Source organism: Mesorhizobium sp. M0140 (genome assembly GCF_040322475.1).
Lineage (GTDB): Bacteria > Pseudomonadota > Alphaproteobacteria > Rhizobiales > Rhizobiaceae > Mesorhizobium.
In genome coordinates this window covers 45,904-65,896 of the sequence record NZ_JAMYTM010000033.1, presented here as the reverse complement: position 1 = coordinate 65,896, position 19,993 = coordinate 45,904, and the positions used below count along the sequence as shown (strand labels likewise).

General features: G+C 63.5%; 16 protein-coding genes. All 16 read right to left on the bottom strand.

Annotated features, from left to right (window positions below):
• Positions 1 to 215 precede the first annotated feature (215 nt).
• A complete protein-coding gene (locus NKJ37_RS26355) occupies positions 216 to 512 on the bottom strand; it encodes an AzlD family protein (protein ID WP_352775639.1) in 297 nt (98 codons plus the stop codon).
• Entirely contained in the window at positions 509 to 1,237 is a 729-nt protein-coding gene (locus tag NKJ37_RS26350) for an AzlC family ABC transporter permease (RefSeq protein WP_128303502.1), read from the bottom strand. Before NKJ37_RS26350 ends, NKJ37_RS26355 begins: the two co-directional genes overlap by 4 nt.
• A gap of 165 nt (positions 1,238 to 1,402) precedes the next feature.
• Complete coding sequence (locus tag NKJ37_RS26345; RefSeq protein ID WP_128303501.1) at positions 1,403 to 2,095, bottom strand: DUF2461 domain-containing protein; 693 nt, start codon at positions 2,093 to 2,095, stop codon at positions 1,403 to 1,405.
• Entirely contained in the window at positions 2,092 to 4,296 is a 2,205-nt protein-coding gene (gene ligA, locus NKJ37_RS26340; protein WP_352775635.1) for an NAD-dependent DNA ligase LigA, read from the bottom strand. Before ligA ends, NKJ37_RS26345 begins: the two co-directional genes overlap by 4 nt.
• Positions 4,297 to 4,466: 170 nt before the next feature.
• Positions 4,467 to 6,140 carry a DNA repair protein RecN gene (gene recN / locus NKJ37_RS26335; protein WP_352442242.1) on the bottom strand — a complete coding sequence of 558 codons (1,674 nt, stop codon included), beginning with the start codon at positions 6,138 to 6,140 and terminating at the stop codon, positions 4,467 to 4,469.
• 219 nt (positions 6,141 to 6,359) lie between these two features.
• The gene (locus NKJ37_RS26330) at positions 6,360 to 7,229 is read right to left on the bottom strand and encodes an outer membrane protein assembly factor BamD (protein WP_023813133.1); all 870 of its coding nucleotides are present in this window, start codon (positions 7,227 to 7,229) and stop codon (positions 6,360 to 6,362) included.
• Positions 7,230 to 7,491: 262 nt separating this feature from the next.
• Positions 7,492 to 8,442 (bottom strand): UDP-3-O-acyl-N-acetylglucosamine deacetylase, encoded by a 951-nt coding sequence (gene lpxC / locus NKJ37_RS26325; RefSeq protein WP_352674471.1) that lies wholly within the window; start codon positions 8,440 to 8,442, stop codon positions 7,492 to 7,494.
• Positions 8,443 to 8,723: 281 nt separating this feature from the next.
• Positions 8,724 to 10,403, bottom strand: coding sequence for a cell division protein FtsZ (ftsZ, locus tag NKJ37_RS26320; RefSeq protein WP_352674473.1), 1,680 nt, complete (start codon positions 10,401 to 10,403; stop codon positions 8,724 to 8,726).
• Between the two features lie 68 nt (positions 10,404 to 10,471).
• Entirely contained in the window at positions 10,472 to 11,779 is a 1,308-nt protein-coding gene (ftsA, locus tag NKJ37_RS26315) for a cell division protein FtsA (RefSeq protein ID WP_023813136.1), read from the bottom strand.
• On the bottom strand, positions 11,776 to 12,717 hold the full coding sequence (locus NKJ37_RS26310; protein WP_023813137.1) for a cell division protein FtsQ/DivIB: 942 nt from the start codon (positions 12,715 to 12,717) through the stop codon (positions 11,776 to 11,778). The genes ftsA and NKJ37_RS26310 overlap by 4 nt, the downstream gene beginning before the upstream one ends.
• A complete protein-coding gene (locus NKJ37_RS26305; protein WP_352775631.1) occupies positions 12,705 to 13,631 on the bottom strand; it encodes a D-alanine--D-alanine ligase in 927 nt (308 codons plus the stop codon). Before NKJ37_RS26305 ends, NKJ37_RS26310 begins: the two co-directional genes overlap by 13 nt.
• A gap of 313 nt (positions 13,632 to 13,944) precedes the next feature.
• Positions 13,945 to 14,910: a UDP-N-acetylmuramate dehydrogenase gene (murB, locus tag NKJ37_RS26300; protein ID WP_352775628.1), complete on the bottom strand. Its 966-nt coding sequence runs from the start codon at positions 14,908 to 14,910 to the stop codon at positions 13,945 to 13,947.
• Positions 14,907 to 16,313 carry a UDP-N-acetylmuramate--L-alanine ligase gene (gene murC, locus NKJ37_RS26295; RefSeq protein WP_352775625.1) on the bottom strand — a complete coding sequence of 469 codons (1,407 nt, stop codon included), beginning with the start codon at positions 16,311 to 16,313 and terminating at the stop codon, positions 14,907 to 14,909. Before murC ends, murB begins: the two co-directional genes overlap by 4 nt.
• Positions 16,310 to 17,437: an undecaprenyldiphospho-muramoylpentapeptide beta-N-acetylglucosaminyltransferase gene (gene murG / locus NKJ37_RS26290; RefSeq protein ID WP_352775622.1), complete on the bottom strand. Its 1,128-nt coding sequence runs from the start codon at positions 17,435 to 17,437 to the stop codon at positions 16,310 to 16,312. Before murG ends, murC begins: the two co-directional genes overlap by 4 nt.
• A 1-nt stretch (position 17,438) precedes the next feature.
• On the bottom strand, positions 17,439 to 18,590 hold the full coding sequence (gene ftsW / locus NKJ37_RS26285; protein ID WP_128303494.1) for a putative lipid II flippase FtsW: 1,152 nt from the start codon (positions 18,588 to 18,590) through the stop codon (positions 17,439 to 17,441).
• Positions 18,590 to 19,990: a UDP-N-acetylmuramoyl-L-alanine--D-glutamate ligase gene (murD, locus tag NKJ37_RS26280; protein WP_128303493.1), complete on the bottom strand. Its 1,401-nt coding sequence runs from the start codon at positions 19,988 to 19,990 to the stop codon at positions 18,590 to 18,592. The genes ftsW and murD overlap by 1 nt, the downstream gene beginning before the upstream one ends.
• Between the last annotated feature and the right edge of the window lie 3 nt (positions 19,991 to 19,993).

Below are 19,993 nucleotides of genomic sequence, written 5' to 3'. Positions count from 1 at the left end.
GCGCGAGCACAAGAAGCTCGCTCTACGCCAAGCCGCATGACCAGCTTCATGATCGCCCATTTTGCAGAACTTGACGCACACAACCTGGGGAGGGTTAGGGTGGGGGTTCTTCTTCGCAAGAATCCATACGTGACAGCCCGGCCGTTTACGGGGAGAAGTGCCCGGCAGGGCAATAAAGGCGGCGCTAACGTCCAAACCGATTCGCGCTTAGAATTTTACCCCACGAACTGCCGCGCCAAAATCAGCACTGCCGCACCCGCCAGAAAAATCGCCATCAACCCACCGCGCAGCGAGACGACCGCGGTGACCACCAGAGCCGCCCATTCCGCCGGCCCGGCATTCAACAGTTCCGGCGCCACCAGCGTCGTCAGCACCGCCGCCGGCACGGCGTTGAGACCGGCCTCGACGCGCGGATGGATGGTTTCGAAGCGGGAGATGACCAGATGCCCGCCGATGCGCGTCAGATAGGTCGCGATTGCGCCGGCGATGATGATCCAGAAGGTCGTGCTCATGGCCGTGCCTTTACGCCGCTGTGATGGGGAGGCAGGATGACCGCCAGCAGCACACCGGCAACAGCGCCAATCGAGACATGCCAAGGCGAGCCCACCGTCTTGTAGGCGATGATCGAGGCGGCGGCGCTGGCGACGACCACCGGCAGCCACAGCGGCCGCTTGCGAAAGCCCAGCACGAGACCGAGGAAATAGATCGGCAGCAGGAAATCGATGCCGAGCGCATGCGTGTCGGGGATCAGCTTGCCGAACAGCGCGCCAAGCGCGCTTTCGACGATCCAGAACAGATAGACCGGCAAGCCAAGCCCCAGATACCAGGCAAAGCCGACTGTCTGGCCCGATTGCGCCCGCGCTTCGGCTACCGCGAATTGCGGATCGGTGAGGATGAAATAACCAAGTGCCTGCTGGGTGACAGGCCAGTGCGCGATGCGCCGGCCGATGCCTGCGGAATAGAGCACGTGGCGGAAATTGACGGCGAAGATCGACAGCACGATCAGCCACGGCGCCACATGCTGGCCGAACAGCTGGATGCCGACCATCTGGCTGGCGCCGCCATAGACCAGCGCGCTCATCAGGAAGGCTTCCAGGACCGAGAAACCATTGTCGACGGCGAGCGCACCGAACAGCACCGCAAACGGCGCCGACGCCACCACGACAGGCATCGACAGCCGCACGCCCTGCCAGAAATCGCTTCTTTCGCTGCTCTCCGAAATTGCGTCCGTCGCCATCAACCACTCCTGATACATGTCGCCCAAAAGTGCGTAGCAGGGATAACGACATGCACAACAACAAGGGAAGCGCGGTATGTAGGTGGCGCGCCTCGCCGTGTCACACGAATTCGCTTGAGCCAAACGATCAGCGGAAATGATCGCTGGATCGGCTGAGTTAGACGCTTATTCCTTCGGGATCTTGCCCTCAATCGCCCTGCCCCAGTCGAGCAGCGGCTTGGCGCGCAAGGTGAAATCGACGAGTTCATCGACCAGATCAGCCGTATGGATTCCGGCCGGATCGATGACATGCTGGACATAGAAATGCCGGTGGCGGATGGCGGCGACCAGATCGGGATCGCTGATTTCCTCGAAGCCGCGTGGCGTACGCTTCATACGGCCTTCGGTCTCGAGTTCAAGCCGGTTCTTCTTCAGCGCCGCCACCAGGGCGCGAAACTTGTCCGGCTTCGTCGCGACGGCTTTGCGCATCGCCAGCAGCAGCGCAGGCTCCGGCTGCCACCAGGCAATGTCGGCAAAGCAGCGCTCAAGCCCGATATGCACGTAGAACACGCCCTGCTCCATCTTGGTGCCGTCGGGCGACAGGATGGCCGACAAATGCCTGTTGTAGGGCCGCTTATCCCTAGCGAAACGCACGTCGCGATTGATCCGGAACAGCGACTTCTTGCGGTCGCCGCGCAGGCCGAGACCTGCCTCCGCGAAGCGCTCGGTCAGCGTCTCGACGAGATCACTGAGCGGATCGCGCAACTCCTGTTCGAAGAGGTCGCGATTCTCCAGGAACCACTCGCGGCTCTGGTGGAAATCCAGCGCCTTGAGGAACGGAATGGCTTTGGGGCCGAAGCCGCTGAACGGTCCGGTCATGCCTTGCCGATCCGCACCAGCCAGGCATCCTCGTCGATCACCTCGATGCCGAGTTCGCTGGCGAGCTTCAGCTTGGAGCCGGCACCTGGCCCGGCCACGACAAGATCGGTCTTCGCCGAAACCGAGCCCGCGACCTTGGCGCCGAGGCGCTCCGCCATCGCCTTGGCTTCGGAGCGTGTCATCTTCTCCAGCGAGCCCGTGAACACGACCGTCTTGCCGGCGACCTCGCTGTCGGCCGAGACGTTGACGATATACGGCTTCGGCTTGACTTGGCGGAGCAACGCGTCAAGCACGTCGTCATTGCGCTCATTGCCGAAGAAGTCGCGCAAAGCATCGATCACGGTATCGCCGATGCCGTTGACCGAGGGGAAAACCGTATGTGGATTCTCCGCTGCCGCTGTCTCCTTGCCGACGCGGATCAGCTCCTCGATGGTCGAGAAGGTGCGGGCAAGCACGGCGGCCGTCGTTTCACCGATATGGCGGATGCCGAGCGCGAAGATGAAGCGGTCCAGCTCCGGCTCGCGGCGCGAATCGATGGCGGCGAACAGCTTGTCGAGGCCCTCATAGTTGCGATCCTCGACGCTGCGCACATTCTTGCGTGTCTTGCCCGATGCGGCCTCGCGCTGCCTTGCCTGCTCCTCACGGCGCTCGGCCAGCGCCCTGGTGACAGCCGGACGGCGGTCCCTGAGCGTGAAGATATCGGCGGCGGTCTTGATCAATCCCGCATTGAAGAACGTGTCTATGTTTTCCGCGCCGAGCCCTTCGATGTCCAGGGCGCCGCGTGACACGAAGTGGCGCAATCCCTCCACCGCCTGCGCCGGGCAGATCAGTTCGCCGGTGCAGCGCCGGCGGGAATCTTCCTTGCCGGTCTTTTCGTTGATCTCGCGCGTCGCCGGCGAGCCGCAGATCGGGCAAGTGTGAGGGAACTCGTAAGGCACCGCATCAGCAGGCCGCTTGTCGATGACGACGCTGACGATCTGCGGAATGACATCGCCTGCCCGCTGGATCACGACCGTATCGCCGATGCGCACATCGATGCCATCTCGGATCGGCTCGCCGGTGCTGTCCAGGCCCTTGATGTAGTCCTCATTGTGCAGCGTGACGTTCTCGACCACGACGCCGCCGACAGTGACCGGCGCCAGCCGCGCAACCGGCGCCAGCGTACCGGTACGACCGACCTGGATGTCGATCTTCTGCACGGTCGTCATCGCCTGTTCGGCCGGGAATTTGTGCGCGACCGCCCAGCGCGGTTCGCCGGTGACGAAGCCCCATCGGCGTTGCAATTCCAGCTGGTCGACCTTGTAGACGACACCGTCGATATCGTAGCCGAGCGCCGAGCGCTGCTCCTCGATCCGATGATAATGCGCGATCAACTCCTCGGCCGATTTCGCCCGCACCATCAGCGGACTGATCTTGAACCCCCACTCGGCGAATTTCTGTACCGAATCATATTGGGTCGGAGCGGGATCCGCCGAGGTGTAGCCCCAGGCATAGGCGAAGAATTTGAGGTTGCGGCTGGCGGTGACGGACGGATCCTTCTGGCGCAGCGACCCGGCCGCCGTATTGCGCGGATTGACATAGTCCTGGCCGCCGGCCGCCGCCGAGCGCTGCTTCAGCGCCTCGAATTCCGCATATGTCATGTAGACCTCACCGCGGATCTCGATGATTTCGGGCCAGCCCGAGCCTTTCAGCTTCGCTGGAATATCGGCAATCGTCTTCAAATTGGCGGTGATGTCTTCGCCGACGGCGCCGTTGCCACGCGTCGCGCCCTGCACGAACACACCGTTTTCGTAACGCAGCGAAGCCGACAGCCCGTCGATCTTCGGTTCGGCGGTGAAGGCGATGTCGAGCTCCTTGTCGCGATCGAAGAACCGCCGCCCGCGTTCGATGAAATCCGTGACGTCATCGTCGGTATAGGCCTTGGCAAGGCTGAGCATCGGCACGGCGTGGCGCACCTTGGTAAAGCCTTCCGCGGGTGCTGCACCAACCCTCAGCGATGGCGAGTCATCGCGAACCAGCGCTGGAAAGCGCTCCTCGATGGCAAGGTTGCGCCGCGCCAGCGCATCATACTCCGCATCGGTGATAACAGGCGCATCTTCGGTATGGTAACGCCGGTCGTGCTCGGCGATCTCTTCCGCCAGCCGTTTCAGCTCGGCTTCGGCCTCGCTTTCGGTCAGGGCATCGACTGGTTTTTCGGACATGGTTTTGCACCTGGCTGCTGTTGGCCCGGGACAATAGATCAGGATTCGGATGGAAGGGAGCTGAATTCTGACAAAACCACGCCGAAACAGCAGGATGGAGCCATATGCTGACTCTGTTCGTGCGTCGAATTTCACCAGTTAGAGGCACCCCCGATCGGGAAGCAGCGCCATCAGGAAACGGCGGTATTCTCACGCAGCAATCGCTCGGCGGCGGCGCGCGCCTCGTCGGTAATGGTGGCGCCGGCCAGCATCCGCGCGATCTCTTCCTGCCGCGCCGGCCGGTCCATCTCGGCAATGCCCGTGGCGACACGGTCGGTGGTGCCGGATTTGGAGATCAGGAAATGCGTCGCCGCGCGCGCCGCCACCTGTGGTGCGTGCGTCACCGACAGCACCTGCACGCGCTTCGACAGCCGCGCCAGCCGCTGGCCGATAGCGTCGGCGACAGCGCCGCCCACACCGGTGTCGATTTCGTCGAACACCAGCGTCGGTGCCGAGCCGCGGTCAGCCAGCGCCACCTTCAGCGCCAGAAGGAAGCGCGAAAGCTCCCCGCCGGAGGCCACTTTCATCATCGGCCCGGGCCGCGTGCCTGGATTGGTCCGCACCCAGAATTCGATCTGATCGATCCCCTCTTCCATGCGGCTTTCGACCTCGCTCTTCATTTCCACGATAAAGGCGGCGCGTTCGAGCTTCAGAGCCGGCAATTCCGCCATCACCGCCTTGGTCAGGCCGACCGCCGCCGCATGACGAAGCGAGGACAGCTGCGCGGCGGCAATGTCATAGGTCTCGCGCGCAGCAGTGGCCTGCTTTTCCAACCCGTGCAGGCGCTCCTCGCCGGCATCGAGATCGGCGAGATCGGCAGACATCGTGTCGCGCAGCTGCGCCAAATCGTCGACGGCGACGCTGTGCTTGCGCGAGGCCGCACGCAGCGAAAACAGCCGCTCCTCCGCCTTCTCCAACCGCTGCGGATCATATTCGGTGGCGCGCAGTGCAGCCTCGACCCCCGATTGCGCCGCGTCGAGCGAAAGCATCGCCTCATCGAGCGATTTGACGACATCGTCGAGCAGGCCGGGCGCCTCCGTCACTTTGCGCTGCAGCCGCCGCAGCAGGCTGGCAAGTTGCGGCAAGGGCGAGGACGGGCCGGACAGCACATCCTGCGCATCATGGATTTCGGAAGCGATCTTCTCCGCTCGCATCATCGACGCCCGCAGTTCGGCGAGATCGGTCTCCTCGCCCGGCTGCGGATCGAGCTTCGTCAGTTCCGCCACCGCCGCGCGCAAATAATCAGCCTCGCGCGCCGCCGCCGCCACCTTGGCGCGGTGTCGCGACAGCTCCTGCTCGCAGGCGCGCCAGTGCCGCCATGCCTCGCCGGTCGAGCGGACGGCGCCGAGATGGCCACCGAAAGCGTCGAGCACCTCGCGGTGCGCTCCGGGATCGACCAGCGCGCGCTCGTCATGCTGGCCGTGGATCTCGACCAGCGCGCGCCCGACATCGCGCATCAGGGTGACGCTTGAAGGCTGATCGTTGACGAAGACGCGGGTGCGGCCGTCCGCCGTCTGCAGGCGGCGCAGGATGATGTCGCCGTCATCCTCGATCGCATTGTCGGCAAGCAGCGTACGCGCCGGATGGTTACGCGGCACGTCGAAGACGGCGATGACCTGCCCCTGCGCCGCGCCATGGCGCACCAGCGAAGCATCGCCGCGCGCTCCGAGCGCCAGCGACAAGGCATCGAGCAGGATGGATTTTCCGGCACCGGTTTCGCCGGTCAGCACCGAAAGACCCGGCTGGAAGTCGATATCCAGCTTCTCGATCAGGACGATATCGCGGATCGACAGTCTGGAAAGCATCAGAACCCAAATCTAGAACGGCACGCGACGGTTTGGAGTCGCAGCGCCGCACTATCTTTTTGTTTGAGCACCGGATCAATCCGAAAAAGCGCACGCTTCGATCCGAGTGCTCCAGGCAGGTTCCACAAAAGTGTCGTGCGGTTTTGCGGCTAGAACCCGCGACAAGCAACAAAACCAGGCAGACGGCGCGTTGGTGAAGCCTGCAACGTCTGCTTGGGATCAGGCGCCGGTGATCATCTTTCCGGCCTTGGATATCCACGACCCGGCATTTTCGCGCGGTGCAAGCCCATTGCTCTGCAAGAGCTTGTATGAATCCTTGTACCATGAACTGTCAGGGTAATTGGTGCCGAGCACGGCGGCGGCGGTCTGCGCCTCCGAAGTCAGGCCCATCGCGTAATAGCTTTCGGTCAGGCGGGCGAGCGCCTCCTCGACATGGCGGGTGTTGGAATAGTTCTCGACCACGGTGCGGAAGCGCTTCACGGCGGCGATGTATTCACGCCGCTCAAGATAGTAGCGGCCGATCTGCATTTCCTTGCCGGCCAACTGGTCGTTGGCGAAGCGGATCTTTTCCTTGGCGTCGTCGACATATTCCGATGTCGGCCAGCGCGTGACCAGATCCTGCATCGTCTGGACGGTCTGACGCGCTTCCTTCTGGTCCTGCGTCACGTCCTTGATCTGACGGTAGTAGCTCAAGCCGATGATGTACTGCGCATAGGCGGCGTCATCGGTCGACGGGTAAAGCGTGAGATAGCGCTTGGCCGAGCCGATCGCCTCATCGTAATTGCCCTGGCGATAGTCGGCGAAAGCGCCCATCACCATCGATTTGCGGGCCCATTCTGAATAGGGATGCTGGCGGTCGACGGCGTCGAACTTCTTGCTCGCCTCCTGCAGGCGCCCGGCATTGAGATTGGCAAGGCCCTGATTGTAGAGAACATCGGCCGGCTCGGTCTGGTCGACATAGGTCGACAGGTCGATATCTTTCTCCGACGACATGCAGGCCGACAGAAAGAGCGATGGAACAACTACTGAAAGCGCCAGGAAAACAGCCCTCTGCGGTGCTTTCAATTGACCAACTCGCTTGAAGAACATGATTGGATCTCGCCCTTTCGGCGCCATTTCAATGCCAGTTGCATGCCATTGTTTCAAAACTGGTCCCCACTTTTGAACGACATGCATTAATCGACGGCAGCAGCCATAAACCATAACCGCCTTGCCCGACAACGCTATCTCCGGCCAATCGCACATTTTTGTGGCGGCCGGACGCAGCTTGGACGTCAATGCAATTTCACTGGCGAGTGGTGCATTCCTGCCACATGCGCTATCGCCCATGGAACCCGAAAAACCCGGGAAATCAGATCATCCAGGGCGCGTAGAGTGGCGCATTGACGGCGTTCATCTCGGCGCTGCGGCCACGCTCGCGGCGTGTCGTCTCGACGATTTCGAATGCCGTGCGGTCCGAGAGCAGACGGCGCAGGGCCGCGGCATTCATCCTGTGGCCGCCGCGATAGGAGCGGAAGCAGCCGATGAAGCGGGCGCCGGCCAGCGCCAGGTCGCCCATGGCGTCCAGCGTTTTATGGCGCACGAATTCGTTGGGATAGCGCAGGCCGCCCATATTGATGACGCGGTTGTCGTCGCCGATGACCAGCGAGTTCTCCAGCGAGGAGCCGAGCGCATAGCCTGCAGCCCACAGCCGCTCGACATCCTTCATGAAGCCGAAGGTGCGGGCGCGCGCGATGTCGCGACGGAAAATATCGGCATTGAGGTCGGAGGCAAACAGCTGACGGCCGATCGCCGGACTTTCGAAGTCGATCTCGATCTCGAAACGGGTCCCGTCATAGGGGCGAAACTCCGCCCACGAGGCGCCGTTCTCGATACGGACCGGCTTGATGACCCTGATATAGCGCCGCTTGACCGAGAGCGTCTCGATACCCGCCTGGTCGATGGCTTCGACGAACGCCATGGCGCTGCCATCGAAGATAGGAACCTCGGAACCATCGATCTCAATGGCGACATTGTCGATGCCGAGCCCAAACAGCGCCGCCATGATGTGCTCGACCGTGGCGATGTGCTCGCCAGCGGGATCACCAAGCATGGTGCACAGGTCGGTAGCGCCGACTTCCGAGACCAGGGCACGAAACTCGCGGCCCTGCTCCGCACCGTTGAAAAGCTGGAAAACGATGCCGGTGTCGGCATCCGCGGGCACGAAGCTGATGGACACTTCCTTGCCGCTGTGGACGCCGGTGCCGGTAAGCGACGCGCGCGTCTTCAATGTCGTCTGATAGTCGTGCAAGACAATCCCCATAAGCCCGTAATGCCTAGGTCCGCTTCTCCAGCCCGAGGGCGCGGCTCTTGTGTGAATCGGCTGGCAGGGCGACTTCCCCCGAAATCCCGGCAAACCGATGATGGTAGGCAGCGAAGATAATGTCCCGTCAGGGAGACTCCAAATCACGGTTTCTTACTCTGTGTAACCGCGAAATGGAATGAGTGCGAATTGGTAAGTCGTTGAAATCCCATCATTCAAAACGTTAACAGGCAAGCGATTCCTCGCTTACCTGTTAACAAATGTTACAGTCCGTTTACCAATCAGTTGGCCTGGCGGCGCAGGAACGCCGGAATCTCCAGCTGATCGTCTTCCTGAGTCGTCCTCACCTGCGGCGTCAGGCGGCCCTGATCATCGAGCTGGCCACGGCGCGGCGCATACAGCTGCGCATCCTGACTGGCAAGACGGCGTACTTCGGGCGCTGCCTGGCGCAGCTTGGGCTCGCGCGGCTGCGCCGGCTGCAGTCGTGCGGGTTCCTCCTCGCGACGGGTCAGGCCATTGGTCAGGCGCTTCAGCAGGCCCATCGGTCCGCTGTTGTTCTCGTGATCGACCGGGCGGCTCTTGGCATCCACCTCGGCCTTGACGACCGGCGGAAAGTCCTCGACGCGCGGCATACGCTGCGGCGCCATCGCAACCGGCTGCGGGGCTTCGCGCAGCATCTCGCGCGGCTGCGGGGCCGGCTGCATCTGCTGGACCACCGGCTGCGGCATCGGCTGGGCGGGCGGTGCCTGGAAGATCTTGCTCTGCGGGCGGAAATCTTCAGCGTGGGCGACCGGGGCCGGGCGCGCCTGCGCCATGGCCGCGGCATTAGCTTCGGCCAGATGGATGGCTTCCGCGACCGGGTCGACAGCGCGTGGCTCGTATGCCGCCTGCTGGACAGGCGCCGGACGAACCTCCGCGATCTGAGCCGCCGGGCGGTTGGCCGGCTTCGGAGGCGCCGTGCGGATCGAGATCGGCGCGGCGGCGATTTCAGCCGCCGACTTGTCGATGCCGGTGGCAACTACCGAGACGCGAATGACGCCTTCGAGTTCCTCGTCGAAGGTGGCGCCCAGGATGATGTTGGCGTCCTGGTCGACTTCCTCGCGGATACGGGTCGCGGCTTCGTCGACTTCGAACAGCGTCAGGTCGCGGCCGCCGGTGATCGAGATCAGCAGGCCCTTGGCCCCCTTCATCGAGGTCTCGTCGAGCAGCGGGTTGGCGATCGCCGCTTCGGCGGCGGCCATCGCGCGGCCCTCGCCGGAAGCCTCGCCGGTGCCCATCATCGCTTTGCCCATCTCGCGCATGACGGAACGGACGTCGGCGAAGTCGAGATTGATCAGGCCTTCCTTGACCATCAGGTCGGTGATGCAGGCGACACCGGAATAGAGCACCTGGTCGGCCATGGCGAAGGCATCGGCGAAGGTGGTCTTGTCATTGGCCAGCCGGAACAGGTTCTGGTTGGGGATGACGATCAGCGTATCGACGCATTTCTGCAATTCCTCGATGCCGAAATCCGCGGTCTTCATGCGGCGCTGGCCTTCGAAGTGGAACGGCTTGGTGACGACGCCGACGGTGAGGATGCCCTTTTCGCGCGCCGCGCGGGCAACGACGGGAGCAGCACCGGTGCCGGTGCCGCCGCCCATGCCGGCGGTGACGAAGCACATATGGGTGTTGGTCAGGTGATCGAGAATCTCGTCGATGCACTCTTCCGCCGCCGCACGGCCGACTTCCGGCTGCGAGCCGGCGCCGAGGCCCTCGGTGACATGCGCGCCGAGCTGGATCAGGCGGCCGGCCTTCGACATGGTCAGCGCCTGCGCGTCGGTGTTGGCCACCACGAACTCGACACCGCGCAGACCGGCGGTGATCATGTTGTTGACGGCATTGCCGCCGCCGCCGCCGACACCGAACACGGTGATGCGCGGCTTAAGCTCGGTGATGTCCGGCTTCTGCAGATTGATGGTCATTGTCTCCGTCCTTTGCCTTTCACGCCGCTTCGCCGCCGCGGCCGCCTATGGGGCTGTCCCCGTCAATTTTAGAAACTGTCTCTCAACCACTGACTCATGCGATGCAGTTTTCCGCCCGTTCCGGTCATTTTGAGACCGGAAATTCCTTTCGCAGGATGGCTCTCGAAGCTCGCCATCTGCGGATAGATCAGAAGCCCCACCGCGGCCGAGAAGGCCGGCCCCTTCGCCGCTTCCGGCAGGCCGGCCACGCCGAGCGGGCGGCCGATGCGCACATTGCGTCCCAGGATGCGGCGCGCCGCCTCCGGCAGGCCGGCAAGCTGGCTGGCACCGCCGGTAAGAACCACACGCTTGCCCACTGCATTGCCATAGCCGGACCTGTTCAGCCGGTCGCGCAGCAGTTCGAGCGTCTCGTCGATGCGGGCGCGCACGATGCGCGTCATCACCGAGCGCGGGATCTGCAAGGGCACGTCGCCATCGTCGCCGATCGGCTGGATCGAGACCAGGTCGCGGTCGTCTGCGCTGCCCGGCAGCGCCGAGCCATGCATCACCTTCAGCCGTTCCGCGGCATCGAGCGAGGTCGACAGCCCCTTGGCCATGTCCAGCGTGACGTGGTTGCCGCCGATGGCGATGGCGTCGCCATGGACGAACTTGCCTTCCGAAAACACCGAAATCGTTGTCGTGCCGCCGCCCATGTCGATGCAGGCCGCACCCATTTCCAGCTCGTCGTCGACCAGGGCCGCCAAACCGCTGGCATAGGGCGTCGCCACCATGCGCTCGACCGACAGATGCGAGCGGTTGATGGAAAGCTCCAGATTGCGCATCGGCGCGGCGTCGCCGGTCAGCACATGCATGTCGACGCCGAGTGCGTCACCGACCATGCCGCGCGGATCGCGCACGCCGCGTTCGGCATCCAGCGAGAAGCCGACGGGAAGCGAATGGATCACCTCGCGCTCGGCCTTCAGCGCCTGCTTGGCGCCAGCACCGAGAACGCGCTTGATGTCGGCCTCGTCGGCCTCATGGCCGCCAAGATTGATGGTGGCGGAGAAGGCTTCGCTCTTGAGCCGGCCGGCCGTCATGTTGACGATCAGAGAATCGACCGTCAGCCCGGCCATGCGCTCGGCCGCGTCGACGGAAAGGCGGATGGCGTGCTCGGCGCGGTCGAGATCGACGATGACACCCGACTTCACGCCTTGCGACTTCTGGTGACCGATGCCGATCACCTGGATCCGGTGCGAGCGGCCGCGCAGCAGCTTGCCGTCATCGCACGGCTTCAGCTTGGCCACCATGCAGCAGACCTTGCTCGAACCGACATCCAGCACCGTCAGGGTGCCGGACCGGCGCGACGCGGCATCGCCAGGACCGCCAAGCCAGTTCATATCTTCGTCTCCGGCTTGCGCTTCAGGCTCTTGGGTTTCTCGTTGAGGGCGGCTTCGCGCTGCGTCGCCGCTTCCGCCGTCAACTGCACGACCAGCCGGTCCGTCAGGCGCATGTCGACGGCGGCGATGTCACGCGACAGCAAGCCGCTATCATGATCCATCTTCACGAGTTCGGCGAGCGCCTGATCCTCGTCGTCCTCGGGAAGCTTGACGGTGATGCCATTGTCCAGCTTCAGGTCCCAGCGCCGCTCGCCGACGCGGATATAACCTTTGATCCGGCTCGCGAGCTCGGGATATTTTTCGACCTTGGCCAGGAAATCGGGCGCGCTCGCCGGCGCGCCGGTGCCGATCAGCAGCGGCAGAAGCACCTGCTTGCCACCCGAGAACGGCGCGATCATGGCACCATTCCTCTCGATGACCGAAAGCTCGTCGCCCTGCTGCCAGAGCGCGAAAGCCTCGCGCTCCTCGACACGTACTTCCAGCGTGTGCGGGTAGACCTTGCGCACCGCCGCAACCTCGATCCACGGCAGGCCGGAGATCCGTTCGCGCGCTGCCTCGGCATTAAAGCCGATCAGCGACGTCCAGCCATCAAGTTCAAGCCTGTCGAGTATATCGATTTCGGAGGTCTGGCGATTGCCGACCACCTTGACCTGATCGACGGCAAAGCCGGTGCGGGCGGTGATGCTCTGCACGATACCGTCGACATGACCACCGAGATAGGCGCCATAGGCACTGCTCGAGAAAATCAGCACGGCCGACATCATGGCCGCGGAAAAGCGCGGCGCCTGGAATTCCCCAACGCCCAGGCGCGCCAGAATGCGCACCGGGCGGCGAAGCATGCGCGGCAGTACGAAATGGTCCAACGACAATGACAGGCCGAACAGCGCCGGCCCGGCCGCGCCCCTCTCCCTACCTTGTCCCCATTTCAACGCAGACACGAAGCGTCCTCCACCATCCAACTCAACAAATCGCCAAACGAGTGCCCGGCATGGGCGGCGATTTCAGGCACCAAAGACGTCGGCGTCATACCCGGCTGGGTGTTGACCTCGAGCCAGACAATCTCGCCGTTTTCGGAATGACGATCGTCATAACGGAAGTCCGAACGGGAAACGCCTCGACAGCCGATCGCTTGGTGAGCCTTGAGCGCCAGTGTTTGTATTTTTTGGTAAATATTCGGTGAAACTTTTGCGGGGCATTCGTGCTTTGATCCCCCGGCGACATATTTTGAATCATAGTCGTAGAAGGAATGGCCGGTCGGGATGATCTCGCAGACCCCCAGCGCCACATCGCCCATCACCGCGCAGGTCAGCTCCCTGCCGTGGATGTAGCGCTCGACCATGACGGTATCGCCATATTTCCACTCCGACGAGCCAAGAACCTGCGGCGGATGCGACTGGCCCTCATGCACGATGACGACACCGAAGCTCGAACCCTCATTGACCGGCTTGACCACATAGGGCGGCTTCATCGGATGCTTGTTCTGGATGGCAAAGCGGCTGGCGATCTTCGATTCGGCGACCACGATGCCGACCGACTTGGCAACCCGCTTGGCCTGCTCCTTGTTCATGGCCAGAGCCGAGGCGAGCACGCCAGAATGGGTGTAGGGAATGCCGAGATATTCAAGGATGCCCTGAATGGTGCCGTCCTCGCCAAAAGGGCCATGCAGCGCATTGAAGGCAACATCGGGCTTGAGCTCGGCAAGCACGGAGCCGACATCGCGCCCAACATCGACACGGGTGACCTGGTAGCCTTCCCTCTCGAGTTCATCGGCACAAGCCTTCCCCGACGAAAGAGACACGGGCCGCTCGGACGAAAAACCACCCAGCAGGACGGCCACATGCTTGTTTTTCATTCCCCGGCATCCCCTCTCTCACGGCGGACCAAAACCAGATTTTCCGCAACATTGAGTCAGAGTCTCCCGGCAGGTTGCCCCCCAGACGGAAAACGCTGAAAACGCGTCGAACGACTCAAATCAGGAAACGCTTTCGAGCAGAGAATCAGAGAGTTGATTCACTGGCAAGTGCTTACGATTCCGAGAGATTCACTTTCTGAGAAAATGGATGCGAAAAGCGTGTCGTTGAGTCTTTGCGGCAACGGTCGCCGACCGTTTCAGCCTCGTTGAAGTTCATGCATCACATGAACTTCAACGCGCGCCATGCTGCGCTTTAAAGAAGCTGCCCGAGAAACTCCTGCACGGCATGCCCCGGCCGGAAATTGCCGATTCGCTTGATTTCCCATTGCAGCCGGATACCGGAATTCTCCAGCACCCGCGTGCGCACCGTCTCGCCGAGATATTCCAGGTCGTAGCCGGTCGCGGTTCCCGTGTTGATCATGAAGTTGCAATGCATCGGCGACATCTGGGCGCCGCCGATCATCAGGCCGCGGCAGCCCGCTCTGTCGATCTCCTTCCAGGCCGACGTGCCTTCCGGATTCTTGAAGGTCGAGCCGCCGGTCTTCTCGCGGATCGGCTGCACGGTCTCGCGATGGTTCTGCACGGCCTCCATCGCCGCCTTGATCGCCGTTTTGTCCTCGGCAAAGCCTTCGAACACGGCCGAGGTGAAGATCAGCCCGGAGGGCGCCGCTGAATGGCGATAGGCGTATCCCATATCGGCATTGCTCAGCGTCTGCACATTGCCCTTGCGGTCGAGCGCCCGCACTTCGACGACGCGCTCGCGCGTCTCGACACCATTGGCGCCGGCATTCATCCGCAGCCCACCGCCGATTGCACCCGGAATGCCGTGGTAGAAATGAAAGCCGCCAATGCCGGCCTCGAGCGCCACCGCTGCGACACGCTTGTCGGGGGTCGCAGCTCCCGCCTTGATCCTGATCGGCGAAATCACCTCGGCCTCGCCGAAGCCCTTGGCCGAAAGGCGGATGACAAAGCCCTCGATGCCGCCGTCGCGGACCAGCAGGTTGGAGCCGACGCCAACGACGGTAAGAGGTATTTCTTCAGGAACGGCTTTGAGGAACACCGCAAGATCCTCCTCATCAGCCGGCTGAAACAACGCTTCAGCCAGACCCCCTGCACGGAACCAGGTGATCTTGTCCATCTCGGCGTTCGGCGTGAGACGGCCGCGCAGGCCGGCAAGCCGGTCGCCAAGTCTGTCGATCAGGGCCTGGCCGTGCATCATGAGACGGTCCCGCCAAGCTCCTTGGGCAACGCATAGGCCCATTGGGTGATGTTGCCGGCGCCCAGGAAGACGACGAAGTCACCTGATTTTGCCAGGTCGCGGATGATGGGCGCGATCGCCGCCGGACCCTCGATGTAGCGCGCGTCGCGATGGCCGCCGGCGCGGATACGCGACACCAGCGCGTCCGAGTTGACGCCGTCGATCGGCTCCTCGCCGGCCGCGTAGACCGGCGCCACCATCACTGTGTCGGCGTCGTTGAAGCAGGTGGAAAACTCGTTGAACAGATCATGCAGCCGGGTGAAGCGATGCGGCTGGGCAATGGCGATGACGCGACCCTGGGTGGCGCTGCGCGCCGCCTTCAGCACCGCCGAGATCTCGACCGGATGGTGGCCGTAATCGTCGAATATTTCGACGCCGTCCCACGAACCGGTATGGGTGAAGCGGCGCTTGACGCCGGCGAAGGACGACAGGCCCTTCTTGATCGCCTCGGCCGACAGGCCGAGCTCATGCGCGACCGCGATCGCTGCCGTCGCGTTGGAGACGTTGTGGCGGCCGGGCATCGGCAGGCGCAGGCCTGCTATGACAGTCTGGCCGCCTGTCTTGCGGTCGCGTATCACCACGTCGAATTCAGAAATGGCACCTGCCATGCGGTGATTGGTAAAGCGCACGTCGGCCTGCGCATTCTCGCCATAGGTGATGACCCGGCGGTCCTCGATGCGGCTGACCAGCGCCTGCACCTCGGGATGGTCGGTGCACATCACGCCAAAACCGTAGAACGGCACGTTCTCGACGAACTGGCGGAACGCCTCGCGCACCTTGTCGAAGCTGCCATAGTGATCGAGATGCTCAGGATCGATGTTGGTGACGACCGCGATCTCGGCCGGCAGTTTCAGGAAAGTGCCGTCGCTCTCGTCGGCCTCGACCACCATCCACTCGCCGTCGCCCATGCGCGCGTTGGTGCCGTAGGCATTGATGATGCCGCCATTGATGACGGTCGGATCGAGCCCACCGGCATCAAGCAAGGTCGCCACCATCGAGGTCGTCGTCGTCTTGCCATGCGTGCCGCCGATCGCCACCGCCTGGCGAAAGCGCATCAGCTCGGCCAGCATTTCGGCCCGGCGCACGATCGGCAGCAGCTTTTCGCGCGCGGCCTTCAGCTCCGGGTTGGATTTCTTGATCGCCGTCGAGACGACCACCACCTCGGCATCGCCGAGATTCTCGGCCCTGTGGCCGACGAAGCATTCGATGCCCTTGTCGCGCAGCCGCTGCACATTGGCGCTTTCGGCCTGGTCGGACCCTTGCACCTTGTAGCCGAGATTGTGCAGCACTTCGGCAATGCCGCTCATGCCGATGCCGCCAATGCCGATGAAATGCACAAGGCCGATGGTCTGCGGCATCTTCATGCTTGCGTCCCCTTCCTGAAATCCGAAATGGTTTTTTTGGACGCAATAGCCTCTGTAAGATCAGCGAGCAACCGTGCCGCGTTCGGCCGGCCGGCCGATTTCGCGCCCGCCGCCATCGCCACAAGCCGATCGGGGTCGTCCATCAGCTCGCCAATGAGCGCTGCGATGCGTTCGGGCGAGAGCGAGGATTGCGGATGCACTTCACCGCCGCCGGCCGCGGCAAGGGCCGCCGCGTTCGCCGCCTGGTCGTGATCGAGCGCATAGGGGTAAGGCACCAGCAGCGCCGGCCGGCCGATGACGGCGATCTCCGAAACGGTCGAGGCGCCGGAACGCGAGATCACCAGATGAGCAGCCGCCATACGCTGCGCCATGTCGGTGAAGAAGGGTGAGACCTCGGCAGCAACGCCCAGTGCCGCATAGGCCGCCTTGACCCGCGCCACATCATCGGCGCGAGCTTGTTGGGTAATGACCAGCCGCTTGCGCTGAGCATCGGAAAGCAGCGCGATCGCCCCCGGCACGGCATCGGAAAAGAACTGAGCGCCCTGGCTGCCGCCGAACACCAGCAGGCGGAACGGCTGTTCCCCGGTCGATGCCGCATAATTCGTCCTGGCCGCTTCCAGCACGGCCGGCCTGACCGGATTGCCTGTCGTCATCGTCTTGACCCCGGCAGCACTGGTGTCCTGCGGCAGGAAGCCGCCGGCGATGGCATCGACACGGCCGGCCAGCGCCCGGTTGGCGCGCCCCATCACCGCGTTCTGCTCATGGATCAGCGTCGGCACCTTGCGCCGTGTCGCCGCGTAGAGCGGCGGCAAGGTCGGATAGCCGCCAAAGCCGACGACCGCATCCGGCTTGATCCTGGCGATGACGGCGGAAGCCTGGCGCACGCCGCGCCAGATTTTCCAGAAGGCACCAAGCAGGGCAAAGGGGTTTTTCGAGCCCATCGTCGCCGACTGGATCGGATGGACGGCTGCGGCCGGGAAATGGCCGGCGAAACGCTCTGCACGGTCGTCGGTCGCCAGATGCACTGACCAGCCGCGCTCGTTCAGCTCATGCGCCAGCGCTTCGGCCGGGAAAAGATGCCCACCGGTGCCGCCTGCCGCGAGAAGGATGACGCCTCTGGCCATATCACTCCGCCGGCAGGGCGCGTTGCGACAGGCCAAAGCCCATCTGCTTGCGCTTTTCCGGCCGCTTGCGTGTCAGCGCCAGCACCATGCCCATCGAGATGGCGATGGCGATCTGCGAGGAGCCGCCATAGGAGATGAACGGCAGCGTCATACCTTTGGCCGGCACAAGCTGGAGATTGACGCACATGTTGATGACCGCTTGCAGGCCAAACACGGTGACGAGGCCGCCGACCGCATAGCGGGTGAAATCGTCATGCTCCTTCAGCGCCGTGTTGAGGCCGCGCAGCACGATGAAGGCGAAGATCGACATGATGAAGAAGCACATGATCAGCCCGAACTCTTCGCCCGCGACCGAGAAGACGAAGTCGGCATGGCTATCGGGAATGACGCGCTTGACTGTGCCCTCGCCCGGCCCGACACCGAACCAGCCGCCATTGATCAGCGCTTCGCGCCCCATGTCGACCTGGAACGTGTCGCCCTCGCCGGTGAGGAACTTGTCGATGCGCAAGGCAACGTGCGGGAACACCGTATAGGCGGCAAAGACGCCACCGACGCCGGCCGCGCCGAGCGCGACGATCCACAGCCAGGGCAGCCCGGCCATGAAGAACATGATGCCCCAGGTGCCGGTCGTCAGCATGGTCTGGCCGAGGTCCGGTTGCGCCACCAGCAGCGATACGACCAGCACCAGCAGCAGCATGGCAAACAGATTGCCCGGAATGTCAGGCTGGCGCTTGTGCTCGGCGAACAGCCAGGCGCACATGATGACGAAGGCCGGCTTCAGGAATTCCGACGGCTGGATCGACAGGCCTGCAAGCGACACCCAGCGGCGCGCACCCTTCACCTCGACGCCGATGTAGAGCACCGCCACCATCAGCACCAGCATCAGGCACAGGATGACCAGCGCCATGCGCCGGATCTGCCTGGAATCGAGGAAGGAAACGGCCAGCATCACGCCGAGCGCCGGCACGGTGAAGATGATCTGCCTGGTGGCAAAGTGGAAACTGTCGAGGCCGATGCGTTCGGCCACCGCCGGGCTGGCAGCGAAGGACAAGACGATGCCAAGCCCCATCAGCGACAGGAACGCCGCCAGGAACCAGCGATCGATCGTCCACCACCAGGTCGCAACCGGACTTTTGTCGAGACGGCTCTGCATTATCGTGCCCCTCCGATGGGTTTCACACCCTCGATAGCATTCGCAGCTTGCCTGAAGGCTTCGCCGCGGACTTCGAAATTCTTGAACTGGTCGAAGCTGGCGCAGGCCGGCGACAGCAGCACCACCGCCTCACCGCTGTCGTCCTTGGCCGCATCATGCGCGGCGTGCTCGACCGCCGCGGCCAGCGTGCCTGAAATCTCGTAGGGAACTGCCTCGCCCAGCGTCGCCGAAAAAGCCGGCGCCGCCTCGCCGATAAGATAGGCCTTGGCGATGCGCGGGAAGAAGCCGCGCAAGGGTTCGATGCCGCCTTCCTTGGGCAGGCCGCCGGCGATCCAGTAGATGCGCGCGAAGCTGGACAGCGCCGGCGCCGCCGCATCGGCATTGGTCGCCTTGGAATCGTTGATGAACAGCACATGGTCCTTGCGGCCGACCTGCTCCATGCGGTGCGCGAGGCCGGGAAAGCTTTCCAGCCCCGACTGGATCTCGCCAAGCTCCAGCCCGACCTTGAGGCAAGCGGCGACCGCCGCCAGAGCGTTCTGGGCATTGTGCTGGCCACGCAGCGAGCCGATGCCTTCGAGGAAGGCGACACGGCTGTAACGGCCGTGCACGGCTTCCATCAGATTGCTGCCATCGGCGAAATAGCCATCGGTCAGCGGCAGGCGCTTGGAAATGCGGATGACAGGCCGGCCCGCCCGCTCCAACCGCTCGGCGATCTGCGCGCACCAGGAATCGTCGATGCCGACGATCGCCGTCTCGCTGCCGGCCACCAGCCGCTCCTTGATCGCGGCGTAGTGCTGCATGGTGCCGTGGCGGTCGAGATGATCGGGCGTCAGGTTAAGCAGGATGCCTGCCGTCGGATTGATCGAGGGCGCGAGGTCGATCTGGTAGGACGAGCATTCGACCACATAGTGCCGATCGGGCTCGGGTGGATCGAGCGTCATTACCGCGCGGCCGATATTGCCGCCCATCTGGGTGTCGCGTCCCGCGGCTTTCAGGATATGCGCGGTCAGCGCGGTCGTCGTCGACTTGCCGTTGGTGCCGGTGATGGCGATGAAAGGCGAATTTGGCGCGCTCAGCATCCGCTCGCGGCAGAAAAGCTCGATGTCGCCGATGATCTCGACGCCCGAACCGCGCGCCAGCTCCACCGTCCAATGCGGCTTGGGATGCGTCAGCGGCACACCTGGCGACAGCACGAAGGCCGAGAATTTCGCCCAGTCGGCGCCGCGGAGATCGGCGGTTGCGATGCCGGCAGCCGTTGCCTTGGCCACGCTTTCGGGATTGTCGTCCCAAGCCAGCACGTCCGCGCCGCCCTCGATCAGTGCGCGCGCCGTCGCGATCCCCGAGCCACCGAGCCCGAAGAGCGAAACGCGCTTGCCTGAAAAGGATGCGGCGGGGATCAAGGG